14 protein-coding genes are annotated in these 15,126 nt (G+C 54.1%); 5 read left to right on the top strand and 9 right to left on the bottom strand.

All coding sequences use genetic code 11. The features are described from left to right. The first annotated feature begins 36 nt into the window (after positions 1-36). Entirely contained in the window at positions 37-816 is a 780-nt protein-coding gene (locus tag FHW71_RS18505; protein WP_179452767.1) for a MipA/OmpV family protein, read from the top strand. A 1-nt stretch (position 817) separates the two neighbouring features. Here the strand turns inward: FHW71_RS18505 and FHW71_RS18510 are convergent, their stop codons facing one another. Both FHW71_RS18510 and FHW71_RS18515 read right to left on the bottom strand, forming a co-directional pair. Next, positions 818-1,708, bottom strand: coding sequence for an oxidoreductase (locus FHW71_RS18510; protein WP_179452766.1), 891 nt, complete (start codon positions 1,706-1,708; stop codon positions 818-820). Positions 1,709-1,768: 60 nt separating this feature from the next. Beyond that, a complete protein-coding gene (locus FHW71_RS18515) occupies positions 1,769-2,518 on the bottom strand; it encodes a DeoR/GlpR family DNA-binding transcription regulator (protein WP_179452803.1) in 750 nt (249 codons plus the stop codon). Between the two features lie 129 nt (positions 2,519-2,647). On the opposite strand from FHW71_RS18515, the gene FHW71_RS18520 reads away from it, so the two are divergent. Continuing rightward, entirely contained in the window at positions 2,648-3,007 is a 360-nt protein-coding gene (locus FHW71_RS18520) for an NUDIX hydrolase (protein WP_179452765.1), read from the top strand. An 83-nt stretch (positions 3,008-3,090) separates the two neighbouring features. Here FHW71_RS18520 and FHW71_RS18525 read toward each other — a convergent pair whose 3' ends face one another. Further along, positions 3,091-3,837 (bottom strand): SDR family oxidoreductase, encoded by a 747-nt coding sequence (locus tag FHW71_RS18525; protein ID WP_008110186.1) that lies wholly within the window; start codon positions 3,835-3,837, stop codon positions 3,091-3,093. A 147-nt stretch (positions 3,838-3,984) separates the two neighbouring features. On the opposite strand from FHW71_RS18525, the gene FHW71_RS18530 reads away from it, so the two are divergent. Beyond that, entirely contained in the window at positions 3,985-4,896 is a 912-nt protein-coding gene (locus FHW71_RS18530; RefSeq protein WP_179452764.1) for a LysR family transcriptional regulator, read from the top strand. A gap of 29 nt (positions 4,897-4,925) precedes the next feature. Here FHW71_RS18530 and FHW71_RS18535 read toward each other — a convergent pair whose 3' ends face one another. The 4 genes from FHW71_RS18535 to FHW71_RS18550 form a co-directional block, all read right to left on the bottom strand. After that, entirely contained in the window at positions 4,926-5,822 is an 897-nt protein-coding gene (locus FHW71_RS18535; RefSeq protein WP_061719609.1) for an SDR family oxidoreductase, read from the bottom strand. Positions 5,823-6,072: 250 nt separating this feature from the next. Continuing rightward, a complete protein-coding gene (locus FHW71_RS18540) occupies positions 6,073-6,225 on the bottom strand; it encodes a KGG domain-containing protein (protein WP_008110189.1) in 153 nt (50 codons plus the stop codon). Positions 6,226-6,342: 117 nt separating this feature from the next. Further along, entirely contained in the window at positions 6,343-7,503 is a 1,161-nt protein-coding gene (locus tag FHW71_RS18545; protein WP_286176345.1) for an ABC transporter substrate-binding protein, read from the bottom strand. After that, positions 7,493-9,622 (bottom strand): TonB-dependent siderophore receptor, encoded by a 2,130-nt coding sequence (locus FHW71_RS18550; protein WP_179452763.1) that lies wholly within the window; start codon positions 9,620-9,622, stop codon positions 7,493-7,495. Before FHW71_RS18550 ends, FHW71_RS18545 begins: the two co-directional genes overlap by 11 nt. A gap of 197 nt (positions 9,623-9,819) precedes the next feature. Here FHW71_RS18550 and FHW71_RS18555 point away from each other — a divergent pair, with 197 nt between their 5' ends. After that, positions 9,820-10,707 carry a MurR/RpiR family transcriptional regulator gene (locus tag FHW71_RS18555; RefSeq protein ID WP_179452762.1) on the top strand — a complete coding sequence of 296 codons (888 nt, stop codon included), beginning with the start codon at positions 9,820-9,822 and terminating at the stop codon, positions 10,705-10,707. Between the two features lie 2 nt (positions 10,708-10,709). On the opposite strand, the gene FHW71_RS18560 is transcribed toward FHW71_RS18555, so the two are convergent. Continuing rightward, positions 10,710-11,627, bottom strand: a complete 918-nt coding sequence (locus tag FHW71_RS18560) for a DMT family transporter (RefSeq protein WP_179452761.1) — start codon at positions 11,625-11,627, stop codon at positions 10,710-10,712. 166 nt (positions 11,628-11,793) lie between these two features. On the opposite strand from FHW71_RS18560, the gene FHW71_RS18565 reads away from it, so the two are divergent. Beyond that, entirely contained in the window at positions 11,794-12,708 is a 915-nt protein-coding gene (locus tag FHW71_RS18565) for an alpha/beta hydrolase (RefSeq protein WP_179452760.1), read from the top strand. A gap of 145 nt (positions 12,709-12,853) precedes the next feature. Here the strand turns inward: FHW71_RS18565 and FHW71_RS18570 are convergent, their stop codons facing one another. Then, the gene (locus FHW71_RS18570; protein WP_154156840.1) at positions 12,854-15,025 is read right to left on the bottom strand and encodes a TonB-dependent siderophore receptor; all 2,172 of its coding nucleotides are present in this window, start codon (positions 15,023-15,025) and stop codon (positions 12,854-12,856) included. Positions 15,026-15,126 lie beyond the last annotated feature (101 nt).

Raw genomic sequence — 15,126 nt, forward strand, 5'->3', positions numbered from 1 at the left:
GGGCTCATTACTCTGTGCTCATAAAGGAAGATGTCGATGCGTTCCACCTTGGCTCAACCTCTCGCGCTGTTTTGCCTGCTGTCGGCGGCGACTTTTACGGTTCTTGCCGATTCCTCTCAGAATGAATTTTCAGGTTTTATTGGCGGCGGCGTCGGGGTGAAACCGAAATACTCCGGCGCGAAAGAGAATAAAACCGACTTCGTGCCGGCGATCAAACTCAATTATGGCCCGCTGTTTGTCGGCGGCGTGGACGATCTGATCGCTCTCGGCTGGAACGTCGCCAAAACCGATCGCTGGACTTTTGCACTGGGCGTTGGCACTAACATTTCACCGCGCCAGGAATCTGATGATCCGCATTTAAAAGGATTGGGCGATATTGATGTCACACCACGCGCCTTCACCTCAGCGATTTACGAGAACGATTATTTTAAAGGCGGCGTGATTTTGACGCAGGATGTGGGCGGCAATCAGCAGGGCTTTAAACTCGCCTCCTATGCGCATCTGCAATGGCGTCCAACGCAAAGCCTGCGGCTGTTCACCGGGCCGAATCTCAGTTGGGCCGACAGTGATTACATGCAAACGCAATATGGCGTCACGGCAGCGCAGTCGGCACGCAGCGGTTTGGCGCGCTACGATGCCGGAGCTGGTATAGAAAAAGTGGGTTGGGAAGCGGGATTGGAGTATGCGCTGACGCCAGCGTGGCTGATTGGCGCGCGGGTAAACGTGCAGCATCTGGAGAACCACGCCGCCGACAGCCCAATCACCGAGGAAAAAGGGCAGGTGAGCGGCGCGTTGTATGCGGCGTGGCGCTTTTAATTCAGCCCGGACCTTCGCTACCGGCCGCCAGCAGCGGCACAATCACATCGCTGATGGGCGTAGGAATGCCGCGCTCCCGACCATAACGTTGCACCACGCCGTTGCGGATATCCCACTCCAGCGGACGATCGGCCTGGCGATCGGCAAGGATCGAGGTGCCTAAATCGCTCGGCGCGCGATGGAAGCGTTCCACAATCTCTTGCGGCACCTCATCTTTTAACGCGGCACCTTCGGCGCGTGCCACTGTCAGGCACTCCTGTAAATAGGCCAGCGCCAGCGCGGTTATGTCTTCGCGCTGGAACATGCCCGCACGACGATTCGACAGCACCATCAAACCGGCAACTGCGTTTTGCAGCAGCTTGCGCCAGGCGATGGTGAGGAAATCGGCAGAGAGATCGACTGCGCAGCGCGTATCTTTTAAAGCCGCAACCACACGTTCAGCCTGTGGGGTTTCTGGCAGCGTTAGGCGCGGCTTTTCACGCAGCCACACGGAAGCATCCGGCTCGCGCTGGGCCGGGAACCACACCACCGACGGCAGCACGGTCGCGCCATTGACGTAAGGCGCGAGTTGGCTTTTCTGCTCAACGCCATTCTGCAGCGCGCACACCACGGTTTTTTCATTACACAGCACCGCCAGCCACGGCGCGGTGTCCTCAACCTGAGTAGTTTTTACCGCCACAAACACCAGATCGAACGGCTGCGCGATCTCGGCGGGATTGGTGAGCACCGGGCCTGGAACAATAATGTTGCCGCTGTCGTGACGAAGCTCGAGCTGCGGATGCGCGGTACGCCCGCAAATCGTTGGCGTGCGTCCAACTTCATGTAGCGCCGCCGCGATGGTGGTGCCAATCGCGCCCGGTCCAATAAGGGCGATGGTGGGATTCTCAGACATCTTATTAAGCTCCTGATTATCAAGTGGCAGATCGTATCTTCAGCAGCGAAGAATAGCCGGTTACAGCACGGTTATGTGCTTTTTCCTTAGCAGTTGGCACATTTCGTCATCGGGCTGAGTATCAACGATCAACGTACTCGCCAGAGACAGCTCGCCGATGGCAAACGCCGAGGCGGAATTCAGCTTTTCATTCGATACCATCACCACCGTTTCCGCCGCGCGTGCGGACAGCGCGCGTTTCACACTGGCTTCTTCGTAATTGCCGGTGGTTAATCCTGCGGTTTTGTGTACGCCGGTCACGCCCATGAAGAACAGGTCGGCATTAATCCGCGCAATCGCTTCCAGCACCGCCGCACCTACCGCAACCACCGAATGGCGATACAGCAAGCCGCCAATCATGATCACGTCAACCTGCGGATGATCCACCAGCGCCACGGCGATGCTTGGGCTGTGCGTTACCACGGTAAAGGCCAGATCCGGCGGCAGCAATTTCACTATCTCGGCGGTGGTGGTGCCGCCATCGATAATCACCACTTGTCCAGGCTGAATAAGCTGTACCGCTTTCTGCGCGATAAGGCGCTTGGAGCTGATCTGCACGCTTTTGCGTGTTTCAAACGGTGCGATAGCCGCAGAAACCGGCAGCGCACCGCCGTGTACCCGCTGCAGTAATCCTTCGGCGGCTAGCTCGCGCAGATCGCGGCGAATCGAGTCTTCCGACACCGCGAAACGCTGGCTTAGCTCGCTCGACATCACCTGTTTTTCCTCGGACAGAATGGCGAGGATTTGCTGTTTACGTTGGCTGGAGAGCATCAATTTCTCATTCATGTTTTTGCTTGTATGTGCACGATTATGCATGTTAGCGTAGATTTTGTCATCAAAAGTCGGGCAAAACGTGCAAAAAAACGCTAGCCCTAAACATCAAACCTCTGGAGAAGCCCAATGTTAATTCTTATAGCAGGACCGGTACGCAGCGGCACCAACGGCAATGAAGTGTTAATTCATGAAAATATTAAGAAATTAGACCAGATTGCCTTGCAGGTCTACCAGCGAGGACATACGCCGGTGATTGGTGAATGGTTGGCGTTGCCGCTGGCAAGCGCGGCCGGTTCGCAGAAGATTGGCGATGAAATCAGTGAATCTTTTCTCTATCCGGTAGCGCATCGCTTGATTCACTGTTGCGATGCCATCCTGCGCATTCCGGGCGCTTCTCAAGGTGCGGATAACGATGTGCGGATTGGCAAGGAGCGGGGGATCGCTATCTTTACCCAGTTGGATGAGATTCCGGTGGTTGAGGCGTAGAAAAGGCGTGGTCGCCATAAATGGCGACCCTACAAAACCTGCAAATATTCGTAGGGTCGCCATTTATTGCGACCTGGTACGCGTTACACCTGCGCCATACCGCCATCAACAAACAGTTCGGCGGCGTTGATAAAGCTGGACGCATCGGATGCTAAAAACGCCACTACTTTACCAATCTCGCCGGGTTCGCCGAGGCGACCTAACGGCACCTGAGCCGCGAGTGCATCAAACAATCCTTGCTGCTGATCTTCAGGCACCAAACCACCTAAACCTGGCGTGCGCACCGGGCCGGGACTGACCACGTTGACGCGAATACCACGATCTTTCACATCCAGCGCCCATGAGCGGGCAAAGTTGCGCACTGCGGCTTTACTGGCGCTATATACGCTAAATCCGGCGGTGCCCTGAACCGATGTGGTTGAAGAAGTAAGGATTACCGAGGCGTTGTCGCTCAGCAGCGGCAGCGCTTTCTGCACGGTGAACAGCACGCCGCGCACGTTGGTACCAAAGATGCGATCGAAATGCTCTTCGGTGATGGCGCCGAGCGGCAGCATGTCGCCGCCACCGGCGTTGGCGAACAGGATATCGAGGCGGCCTGCTTGTTTCGCGATTTCTGCATAGACGTTGTCGAGGTCGCTCAGCACCGAAGCGTCGGCGCGAATACCGCTGGCGCTAGAACCGATGCTGGCAACTGCCGCATCAAGTTCCGCCTGACGACGACCGGTGATAAACACGCGTGCGCCTTGTGCTGCCAATTCCTGCGCGGATGCCAGACCAATGCCGGTTGTGCCGCCGGTTACCAATGCGATTTTACCGTTGAGTGCGTTCATGTTTGCTTCTCCAATGTGTGATGAGGTTTTGATGACTGCGATGCAGTGCATGAGAAGCAATCTAACGTCACGGCGTTTACTGATAAATGGTGTAAAATCGAAATGACTATTCCTGCGTGTGGATAATTGAATGCAGCGGAAAACAGCATGGATCAGTTAATGGCGATCAAGGCATTTGCGCGCGTAGTCGAAGCGGGCAACTTTACGCGTGCGGCGGATTCACTCGACATGCCCAATGCCACGCTGAGCAAACTGGTGCAGGAACTGGAAGCGCATCTCGGCATTCGCTTGCTACAGCGCACCACGCGGCGCGTCACGGTGACGCCGGAAGGGCATGATTACTACGAAAGAGCGCTGCGCATTGTGCGTGATTTGGAAGATATCGATCACTCGTTCAACGCTGAAAGCGCTAAACCCGGCGGTTATCTGCGCATTGATATTGGCGGATCAACCGCGCGCGATGTGTTGATACCCGCGCTGCCCGATTTCATCGCTCGTTATCCGAACATCCGTATCGATCTTGGCGTTGCGGATCGCGCGGTGGATTTGATCAGCGGTAACGTTGATTGCGTGATTCGCGGCGGTCCGCTTAGCGATTCGTCGCTGGTGGCGCGGCATTTGGGGGATGCGGAGATGATCACCTGCGCCGCGCCGGGCTATCTGAAAACCTACGGCGTGCCAGCTTATCCGCAGGAGCTGAAAAATGGCCATCGCATGGTGAGCTATTTGTCGCCGCAGAGCGGTAGGGCGTTTCCGTTTCGTTTTACACAGGGTGCAGAGCAGTTAGAGATTAAGAGCGAGCATCGGATTGGCGTCAATGAAAGTAACGCGCATCTGGCGGCGGCGGTTGCGGGATTAGGGATCATTCAGACCTTTCGCTACGCAGCGGCGGCAGATTTACAGGCGGGAAAATTGGTCGAGATTCTCGCGGCGTGGCGTCCGGCGAATTATCCGTTTCATGTGGTGTATCCGCAGAATCGCCATCTGACGCAGCGGTTGCGAGTGTTTATTGAATGGCTGAGGGAAGTGTTTCCAGAGCGATTGAACGGGACAATGTAGGGTCGCCATTCATGGCGACCGAATCATGATTAAAGCGTGCCGGTGCCGCCGTCGGAGCACCAAACCTGGCCGGAGGTAAAGCTGTTTTTCACATCCGCAAATGTGACGTAGAGCGGGGCTATTTCAGCCGGTTGTCCCGGACGGCCCAGCGGTGCGGATGCACCAAACTTCTCCACTTTCTCTTGCGGCTGTCCGCCACTTACCTGCAGCGCGGTCCAGTATGGGCCAGGCGCGACGGCATTGACGCGAATCTGCTCTTTACCCAGCTGTTTTGCCAGCGCTTTAGTGAAGGCGACAATTGAGGCTTTGGTCTGCGCATAATCCAACAAGATCGCACTAGGATCATAAGCCTGCACTGAAGAGGTATTGATGATGGAGGAGCCCGCTGGCAGATATTTCAGCGCCGCTTTGGTAATCCAGAACATCGCATAGACGTTGGTTTTGAAGGTGGCGTCAAAGTCTTCAGTGGAAAGCGTGCGGATCGATTCGTTGAACTGCTGACGTCCGGCGTTATTCACCAGAATATCCAATCCGCCCAACTGTTCAGCGGCTTGATCGACCAGCTTCTGGCAGAACGCTTCGGAACGAATGTCACCCGGGATCGCCACCGCTTTGCGGCCTTCGGCTTCAATCAGTTTCACCACTTCTGCCGCATCAGCTTCTTCTTCCGGCAGGAAATTAATAGCCACATCGGCACCTTCGCGGGCATAGGCGATAGCCACGGCGCGACCAATACCTGAATCGCCGCCGGTGATAAGCGCTTTACGGCCGGTCAATCTGCCGGTACCACGATAGCTGGTTTCACCATGATCGGGACGGGGATCCATTTTGCTCGCCAAACCTGGCATCGGTTGCGTCTGCTTTTTAAAGGGCGGAACCGGATACGCTTCAGTAATTAAGGTTTTATTGGTGGCTTGCGTTGTCATATATATCTCCTTGTCGCATGAGGTGAATAAATTAAGCCTGGCATAAATGTGATATTTGTCACGTTAGAAAGTGAACAATAAGATTTATTAAGACGAAACGGCAGGTTGAGGGGGTTAAAAATGGAAGGCAGTTACGTAAGGTTATTAACGGTATTTATTTCAGATGGATAAAACTGAATGGGATAATTCTGAGGGCGTCCGTGCCCTGGCGGGATTCCAAGGTGCTGTGTGCTATTTACAGCGTTGATGACTACTTCTTACCGCCTTTCTTGCCTGCTTCTGACGCTTTAGCGGGATCGTCTTTGAAACTACCGCCGCTTTTTTCTCCGCCTTTTTTACCGGCATCTGACGCTTTCTTTTTATCGTCAGCGAAATTACCGGAACCGCCTCTATGCTCAGCCATAAAACATCCTCTCGTGAGTTGTTGTTGCATGGCGGAAATAACAGATTCAACGCCATGCCCGTGCTGCAAATTTAAGATTAGCGAGCTTCAGATTAATCACAAGCGGAGCGGAAGTGATTATTTATCGCGCGCTGGCGGTATGTTGATAAAATAAGTGCCGCTGTAGGGAATCGGTAAGAAATCATGGAAAATCTGCTGCAATGTCTTTTCAGGATCTATGTCGGCAAACAGCTGTGGATAGAGTGTCTTAGCCATAAATTCCGTCGCCGCGATGTGCCACGGGCTGAGGTAAAAGTTCATCCAGATCACCGCCGAGTGACCATTTTTCAATGCAGATAATTCACGTAAACCCTTTTGCTGCGCCGTCAGCTGTTTAAAACTGCTGAGCACGGTTTCTGGCGCCACTTCTGGCCCTAATTTCAGCAAGCCCTGCGAGGCGTTATCGCCAAAGCCAGTGGCGAAGTAGTACTGCGGCTGCGCGGCAATTACGCTCTCTTCACTCAAGCGACCAAACACGCCGTGCTGCGTTTTATTGGCGATATTGTCGCCGCCCGCTGCATTAAGTAATTCGCCGAGGCTGCCGTTGATCGCCGTCACGCAGCACTCGTTACGGCGTCCAAGGTGCAATTGCAGCAGCACCGAAGGCTTTGCGCCCTGATACGTGGCTAAGCGTTCACGAATCACCTGCATATGCTGATCGTAAAATTGATTAAACGCCTGCGCGCGGGCTTGCTGATTCAGCACTTCACCAAAAATTTCCACGCTGCGGCGGGTGTTTTTCAGCAGATGCACACGCAAATCGATCTTCACCACCGGGATATGTGCCGCCTTCAGCATGGTGACTAAGCGCAGGTCGGCATCATCGTAGCGCGCCAGGCTCGGCAAAATCACCACGTCCGGTTTCAGCGCCAGAATCTGCTCGGGATTAATGGCGTTCGGCCCGCCGGAACCGAGCGACGGGATTTTCAGCATCTGGGGAAACTGGCGCGCAAAACTGTTCCAGGTTTGGCTGTCGTACTTCTTCAGATCCTGCGGCCACGCCACAATATGCTGAAAAGGATCGCCCGGCTCGAGCAACGCCAGCGTATACAGCATGCGGCTTTCGCCCAACAAGATACGCTGCGGACGATCGGGGATCTCAACGCGATTGCCGTCAATATCAGTGATGGTTTTCGCCCACGCCGCGCTACTTATTAGCAGCAGGAAACCGGCCAAAATCGTGGCAAGCAGGGAAGGCGCACGTCGTGCGCCGGTGGTAAATATCGAATCAGAATTCAACGCTGGCCTCGAGCATCATGTTGCGGGTTTCTCCTTCACGCACGCGCAGATTGCCGCCGCTGGAGGTGTAATAGTGCTTATTAAACAGGTTGTTCAGATTGAGTTTCAACTGGGTTTTCTCGCCAAATAACTGATTGTTCCAGGCGATAAAGCTGTCCGCCACCACATAATCGGGCATGTTAAAACTGTTTTCCGGATCGCCAGCACGCGTTCCTACATAGCGCGCGCCGCCGCCCACGCGGAAATTGCCCGGAACGCCGGAGATCGCCAGATTATGGCTCAGATAGAGCGCGCCAGAGTGGCGGGGCGCGTTTTGCAAACGGTTACCGTTGTTAGCAGCGTTAACGCCATCATCAACAATCTCAGCTTTGTCATAGCTGTAGTTGGCGCTGAGATCCCAGCCCGGCAGCACTTCGCCATTTAACTCAAATTCCGCGCCGCTGGATCGGGCTTTATTGATGGCGCGCGTGGTGCCGTTAATGCTCAGCGACATATCGCGCTCGTCAATGCGATACAGCGCCACGCTGGCAAACAGCTTCGGTGAAATCTGCCATTTGCTGCCCACTTCCCATGTGGTGCCCTGTTCCGGTTTTCCGACGTTGCCGTCATCATCAACATCGGTCGATGGCGTAAACGATTTACTGACGCTGGTGTAGAGCGAAACGTCCGGCGTCACTTTGTAGATCAAACCGGCCTGCGGCAGGAATTTGTTGCCTTCGCTGTCCAGCGTTTGCACTACCGGATCGAAGCCTTTCGAAGCGCGTTGTTCGTAATGTTGATAGCGCCCGCCGAGTACCGCGATCCAGTTATCCGTCAAACTGATGCTGTCTTTGGCATAGATTGAACGGCTGTGCGTGCGGTTGAGGTTATTAGCGTTGGCTGTGTTTTCGGTGCTGCTGTTGGTGATCGGCGACAGAATATCGTACTGCGGATTGTTGAAGTTAAAACCGGTGTTGGCTTTGCCCTGATACTGATGCGCGCGATAGGTTTGGATCATCTCGTAATCGGTACCCAATACCAGATCGTGCGTCATGCCCAACACTTGTTGTGAGCCAATCAAGTCCCAGGAAACGTATTTGGTTTTGTGGTTGAAGCCGCGATTGGCATCGGCGCGACGCGTCACCACGCCGCTGGTGGGATTGACTGCGGTAACGCGCACTTCATTGTTATCGTATTGGCGCTGGTTCCAGCCGAGCGTTACGCGCGTGCTCCAGTCATCATTAAACTGCCAGTCATAATGGGCGTTGAGGGTTTTGTTGTGGCCCCACGCATGGTTGGCTTTGTCATCCAGGCGATCTTTGTAGCCAATATCAATCGGTTTGCCGTTGATAAATGCGGTGCCGCGATCGTAAGGAATGTCGTACTGATAATCAGAATAGCTAATCAGGAAGCTGGCTTGCTCACCAAACCACTGCAGGGAGGGCGCGATTAGCGTGTGTTTTTCACTGCCAAAATTGCGCCAGTAATCCTGATTCTGTTTTTCCGCGATCAGGCGGAAGGCGAAGCCGTTGCCGAGCGGTCCGGTGACATCCACGGTGCCCGCGCCGCCGCCTTCACTTGAGGTTCGGCCGCTGACTTTGGTGTGCCATTCATACTGCGGCTTCTTGCTTATCACATTGATTACGCCACCCGGATTCTGGATGCCATAGAGCAAAGATGCCGAGCCTTTCAGCACTTCAACGCGCTCGGTGGTGGCATCAAAGTTCAAACCCTGGCTGCTGCGCACGCCATCGCGATAGATCGAACCATCCGAATTGCTGCCAAAACCGCGACGTACAAAGCCATCTTCGGTGCCGCCCAGCGTGTTGCCTTCCGTTACGCCGCTGACAAAGCGCATCGCATCGGTAAGACTCGACGCCTGAAAGTCTTCAAGTTGCTGCTGCGTCACCACGCTGACTGACTGCGCTTGGTTAATACGCGGCGTAGACGTTTTACTGCCAACCGAACTATTGGTGACGTTGTCACCTTGTGCGTTATCTTCCTGCGCTGAAACGGTGAGCGTGTGGCTATCATCAGCGGCAAAACTGCTGGCGGAACTCCAGAGGCTAACGCCGTAAATCGCAGCAAGGATGGCTGGATGGCGTTGAGATTTAAAAGTGAAGGACTTGTTGTTATTCATTCATCATTAACCTGGTGCAATGCAATTGAGAATCATTCAACCATGATGTAATGTAGTAGTAAATGGAAATAATCTCGAAGCTGTTACACTATTATTAATATAAATTCATTTACTTACATATTTTATGCTTGGTAGTAATTACGTAATTCACTACAAACCTTCAGTAATAATCTCACTCTTTAGAGAGCAACCAGCAGATGAGTCGTAATAGCATTAAAAGTCGTGTGGATGTTTTGGGTGAACGCTATCGATCGCGCGGCCCGACATTATCATCCAGCCTGCAAGCGGTGGCCCGCTACATCCATGACCATCGCGAAGTGGTTTTGGATGCCACGGCGATGGAAATTGCCGACGCCACCAACACTTCGGATGCCACCGTAGTTCGCGCGGTGCAGGCATTAGGTTTTGCCGGTTTGCGCGATTTGAAAACCACGCTGACCGCCTGGTTTGGCCCGGCGATGAACTCCGAAGAGAAGATGAGCGCCACCGTTAGCGAACTGTCGTGCGATATCAATTCAGGCATCGATTTTGTGCTGAGCGGCCATAAACGCGCCTGTGATGCGCTATCCGAACCGCACAATCGGGAAGCGGTCGCCAAAGCGGTGACACACTTGATTGACGCACGTCAGGTGGCGCTGTTTGGCATCAATGCTTCAGGGATTTTGGCTGATTACAGCGCGCGTTTGTTTACGCGTATTGGGATTCCGGCGGTGACGCTCAATCGCTCCGGCATTGCGCTGGCGGAACAGTTGATTGGGCTGCAGCGTGGCGATGTGCTGATTATGATGGCGCAGAAGTCGGCGCACCGTGAAGGCATCACCGCACTGAAAGAGGCGAAACGTCTTGGCATGCCGGTGATTTTGCTGACTAATGCGCTGGATTCTGCTTTCGCTAAACAGGCGGATGTGATTATCAACGTGCCGCGCGGCGGCGAGAATGGTCGTATGCCGCTGCACGGAACGGTGCTGGTGTGTCTGGAGATGCTGATTTTGTCGGTGGCTTCCGCGACCTCATCGCGTACGGTGAAAACCATGAAGCGCATTCAGGACCTCAATCGATCGCTGAAGCCATCCGGCAAAAAGTAACGCTATTTGCTGGCGCTGCTGTTTATAGCAGCGCGTCTGCCGAAGCCATTGCTGGTTACCAGCCATACCGCGCAGACAATCAGCAGCGAACCGCCGATAAAGCCCTGATTGATCTCTTCGCCCAGCACTAACCAGCCCCATAAAATCCCAAACGGCGGGATCATAAAGGTCACGGTCAGCGTACGCAGCGGACCAATATCGGCGAGCAGGCGGAAGTAGATGATGTAAGCCAGCGCAGTGCAGATAAACCCGATCGCCAGAATGCTGGCCCAGACTTCTGGAATTTGCCAACTCGCCGCTGGCGTTTGCGGCGCGCTAAAGGCAAAGATAGGCAGCAGAAATACCGACGCGCCGAGTTGGCTACCAAAGGCGACTTTGGTGGCATCGAGACCGCCGCGTGCACCGATCCAGCGCTTGGTCAGGAAACCGGCAAAACCATAACAGGCGGTGGCGATCAAACAGGCTAAAATCCCGCCAATTAAGGTGCTGCTAAGATGCGCTTCACCGGTTGTACTGATGACAATAATGCCGCCAAATCCGGCGATCATGCCGAGAACTTTATTAATCGTCAGCTTTTCGTCGAAGAATGCCGCGCCAATAATCACGCCCATCAACGGCGTAGTGGCGTTGAGAATCGCTGAATAACCCGCCGGCAAAACGCGCGCCGCGAGGCAGTACATCAGGAATGGAATCGCCGAGTTGATCACGCCCAGCAACATCGCCCAGCCCAATTTACCGTCGAAGCGGCGCGGAATGCGCATCACCGCCATGATAATCAGTAAACCCAACATGCCGCAGAATACGCGTAAAAATGCGGTATTCACCGCGCCCAGCGCCGGTACCGCAATGCGCATAAACAGAAAACTGGCACCCCAAATCGCCGCTAAAAACAGCAGCCGCAACAAATCCGATGTTCGCATAGGTTTCACAATTGTTAAGAAAGAGTCGCGCACAGAATAGCAAACAACCCGCTGCGCGGGGCCGCTATTAATGGCGACCTGTCGCTTTGCAGAAAATTTTTCTTATGTTGTGATCATCATGTAGTATTTAGGAATTGATCATTTCCTAAATATGCGGAGAGCGAAAATGTCAGCATCTGTTATCAAGCACGCACCGGGCTGGACGCAGCCATTCAACGAGTTAGACGGATTTTCCCATCATTACGCCACCGTTGACGGCGTGCGTTTGCATTACGTCAGCGGCGGCAACGCAAACGGGGAAACATTACTTTTACTGGCGGGATTTCCGCAAAGCTGGTTTGCCTGGCGGCAGGTGATGGCGCTGCTGAGCGATCGCTATTTCATTATCGCGCCAGATTTACCCGGCCAGGGCGATTCAGACAAACCGCTTAGCGGTTACGACACCACATCGCTGGCGCAGAAAGTGCAGGGCTTGATGCAGCAATTAGGCCACGCTAACTATTATCTCGCCGCGCATGATGTCGGCGCGTGGGTTGCCTGGCCGTATGCCACGCTGTTTAGCCATCGGGTGAAAAAGCTGGCGCTGCTCGATGCCGGTATTCCCGGCGTGACGTTGCCAGAATCGCTGCCCGCCACGCCGGATAAAGCGTGGAAAACCTGGCACTTCGCGTTTCATCTATTACCTGATTTGCCAGAGGCATTGATAGAAGGGCGCGAAGCGATCTATCTCGAATGGTTTCTGAAACGCAAAGCGGCCAGCCCGATGGTGTTCGGCGATGAAGATATGGCGGAATATACCCGTTTATTACAGCAGAAGGGCGCAATACGCGCCGGAATGGCCACTTATCGTGAAGTGACGGTTTCGGCGGCCCAAAACCGTACGTTGCTTCGTGAACGCGGCAAATTAGCCTTGCCGTTACTGGCGATCAGCGCCGATCAGGGTTCGATTCCGGATATGGCGTTGCCATTACGTGAATTCGCGGCGGATGTGACAGGAATTAAAATAGCGCACTGCGGTCACTTCATCCCGGATGAGCAACCGCAGGCGCTGGCAGATGCGCTGCGTGAGTTTTTTAATTAAACGTAGGGTCGCCATTTATGGCGTAATGCCGCTCAGTTAAGCATTAGTTTGCATATTTATGCAGCTGCGCATGAATGCGCACCCTACGAAAAACGCGCCAGTCCTTTGTAGGGTCGCCATTTATGGTGACCAAAACCCAGCTCAATCAAAACGACATCGTCACGCCAGCGTAATACGCGCGGCCTGGTTCGTTATAGGTCGATGCACCCGAATTCTCGCGGTAGATGCGTTTATCAAACAGGTTGTTGATACCGGCATTGGCGCGCAGGTTTTTAGTGATGTCGTAATTGACGTTCAAACCAAATACCGAATACGGACTGATTTCCTGCGTTGTCATGTTCGAGGTATCGATATTGGTCTCTGCATTCTGACGCGGTTTCTGGCGGCCATACTGCGTCCAGTTGATGTTGGCGCTGAGATCCTGCGTCGCCTGCCACTCCAGCTGCGAGTTGATGGTAAATTCCGGAATCACTGACAGCGGATTGCCGGTTTCCTTACTCTCGGAGCGGAACATGTAGGTAGCGTTGGAGCGCCATTCCAGCGTATCGGCAATTAAAGGAATGGTCAGATTACCTTCCAGTCCTTCCACAATCGCTTTGCCGCCGTTTTCCCAACGCAGCACGTTATAAACCGGGCGGGTGCTGGAATAAACCGGCTCGGTGCCCGACACAATTTTGTTCTTGTAGTCATTACGGAACCAGGTGATGCCCGCGACATAGCCTTCGTTGCTGAACTCCAGACCAATCTCTTTGTTGACGCTGGTTTCGGCATCGAGATCGTCGTTACCCAGCAGATAACATTGGCTGAGGCCAATCGGGCAGCCGTTGCCACGCGTGGAGAGCAGATAACCCGGCGTTGACTGATAGAGGTTAGGTGCTTTAAACACCCGTGCAATACCGGCTTTCAAAGTGAAGTAGTCGCCTAATCCTTGTGAAACGTTCAGGCTTGGACTCCAGTTCGCGCCAAACTGATCGTGATAATCAAAGCGCAGGCCTGGAATCACTTCGGTGGTGTCGGTGGCAGCAATGTTGTCTTCGAAGAACAGAGAACTGATGGTGGCGCTGTTTTTGCTGCTGCGCTGCGACGGATCGCCAGAGCTGCCTGGCAGATTGACGCCGCTCGCGTTGGACGCCAGCATTGATGCCGGATCGTTCAGCTCGTCGCGGTTCCACTCCGCACCCAGCGTCACGGTTTGATCAACTAGTAGCTGCAGCGGGAAGTTGATCTCTCCGCCCGCGCGATAGCTTTCCAAACGGCTGGTGGCATACGTATCGCTGTTGATCATCCCTTCGGTACGACCAGCAGTGCCTTCCTGCAGGCGCGTATTATTGGTTTTCTCGTAGTTAAAGTTGAGCTTCGAGGTTCCCCAATCCCAGATACCGTTGTGCGCGATGCCGTAGCTCTGACGATACATGCGGTTGGTTTCATCGCCGTACAGCGATTCTACTAAACCGTCGGTGCTGGCGTTGCTGTTACTGTTTTGCGTATCACCGGCGTAAATGTTGCCCTGACGGCTGTAACCGTAGGAGAAATCGACAATTTGTAGCGGCGTGATTTTCCACGACAGCACGGTATTGATGTCTTTATTGCGCACGCCTTCACGGCCCGCTGCGTATGAACCGTTTTCGGCGGTGTTGATATCGAACGCATCGGCATCGGTGCGGTTGATGTTGCCGTACAGACGCATGGTCAAGGCATCACCGGCCAGCGGGCCGCTGAGATTGAAGTTAGCGCGTCGCGTATCGCCTTCTTTGTCGTTTTCCGGCTGGCTGGTGTAGAGCGACAGCGAGCCGTGCCAGTCGTTGGTCGGACGCTTGGTGATGATGTTCACCACGCCGCCCGCCGCGCCAGAACCGTAACGTGCGGCGGCCGGACCACGAATCACTTCAATGCGCTCCACCATTTCCGCTGGCACCCAGTTGGTATCGCCGCGTGAATCACGCTCGCCGCGCCAGCTGTAACGCACTGAGTTACGCGAAGAAACCGGCACGCCATCGATCATTATCAAGGTGTTTTCCGGGCCCATGCCACGGATATCAATTTGACGGTTATTGCCGCGGCTGCCGCTGGCGCCGTTACCGGTGAGATTCACGCCGGGCATTTTGCGGATGATGTCGGAGAGATCGTTAACAGGGGGATTTTTCTTGATGTCTTCAGCCGTAATGGTGGACACGCCCGGTTGCTGTTTGAGCTCCTGCTCGGCGGTGACGATCATTGATTCATCGTCAGCCAGCTTTTCTGTGGTTTCAGCTGCAAAGGCAGGCGACGTTAGCATTCCCGCTAAAAAAAGCGCAATCGGACGCTTTTTGCCACGCATAGTTACATTCACTTAAGTTTTCTCCCTGTTACGTTAACAATTGTAAGTAAATGCGCATGATAATGATAATGGTTCTCATTGTCCATTCAGCGAGACGGCAA

The organism is Enterobacter sp. Sphag1F (assembly GCF_014193275.1).
Lineage (GTDB): Bacteria > Pseudomonadota > Gammaproteobacteria > Enterobacterales > Enterobacteriaceae > Pantoea > Pantoea symbiotica.

Excerpts from the sequence above, each read along its gene's own strand:
- FHW71_RS18505 (WP_179452767.1), top strand. The coding sequence starts at position 37 with ATGCGTTCCACCTTGGCTCAACCTCTCGCGCTGTTTTGCCTGCTGTCG.
- FHW71_RS18540 (WP_008110189.1), bottom strand. The coding sequence starts at position 6,225 with ATGGCTGAGCATAGAGGCGGTTCCGGTAATTTCGCTGACGATAAAAAG.
- FHW71_RS18525 (WP_008110186.1), bottom strand. The coding sequence starts at position 3,837 with ATGAACGCACTCAACGGTAAAATCGCATTGGTAACCGGCGGCACAACC.
- FHW71_RS18535 (WP_061719609.1), bottom strand. The coding sequence starts at position 5,822 with ATGACAACGCAAGCCACCAATAAAACCTTAATTACTGAAGCGTATCCG.
- FHW71_RS18530 (WP_179452764.1), top strand. The coding sequence starts at position 3,985 with ATGGATCAGTTAATGGCGATCAAGGCATTTGCGCGCGTAGTCGAAGCG.
- FHW71_RS18565 (WP_179452760.1), top strand. The coding sequence starts at position 11,794 with ATGTCAGCATCTGTTATCAAGCACGCACCGGGCTGGACGCAGCCATTC.
- FHW71_RS18550 (WP_179452763.1), bottom strand. The coding sequence starts at position 9,622 with ATGAATAACAACAAGTCCTTCACTTTTAAATCTCAACGCCATCCAGCC.
- FHW71_RS18555 (WP_179452762.1), top strand. The coding sequence starts at position 9,820 with ATGAGTCGTAATAGCATTAAAAGTCGTGTGGATGTTTTGGGTGAACGC.
- FHW71_RS18510 (WP_179452766.1), bottom strand. The coding sequence starts at position 1,708 with ATGTCTGAGAATCCCACCATCGCCCTTATTGGACCGGGCGCGATTGGC.
- FHW71_RS18570 (WP_154156840.1), bottom strand. The coding sequence starts at position 15,025 with ATGCGTGGCAAAAAGCGTCCGATTGCGCTTTTTTTAGCGGGAATGCTA.
- FHW71_RS18560 (WP_179452761.1), bottom strand. The coding sequence starts at position 11,627 with ATGCGAACATCGGATTTGTTGCGGCTGCTGTTTTTAGCGGCGATTTGG.
- FHW71_RS18515 (WP_179452803.1), bottom strand. The coding sequence starts at position 2,518 with ATGCTCTCCAGCCAACGTAAACAGCAAATCCTCGCCATTCTGTCCGAG.
- FHW71_RS18520 (WP_179452765.1), top strand. The coding sequence starts at position 2,648 with ATGTTAATTCTTATAGCAGGACCGGTACGCAGCGGCACCAACGGCAAT.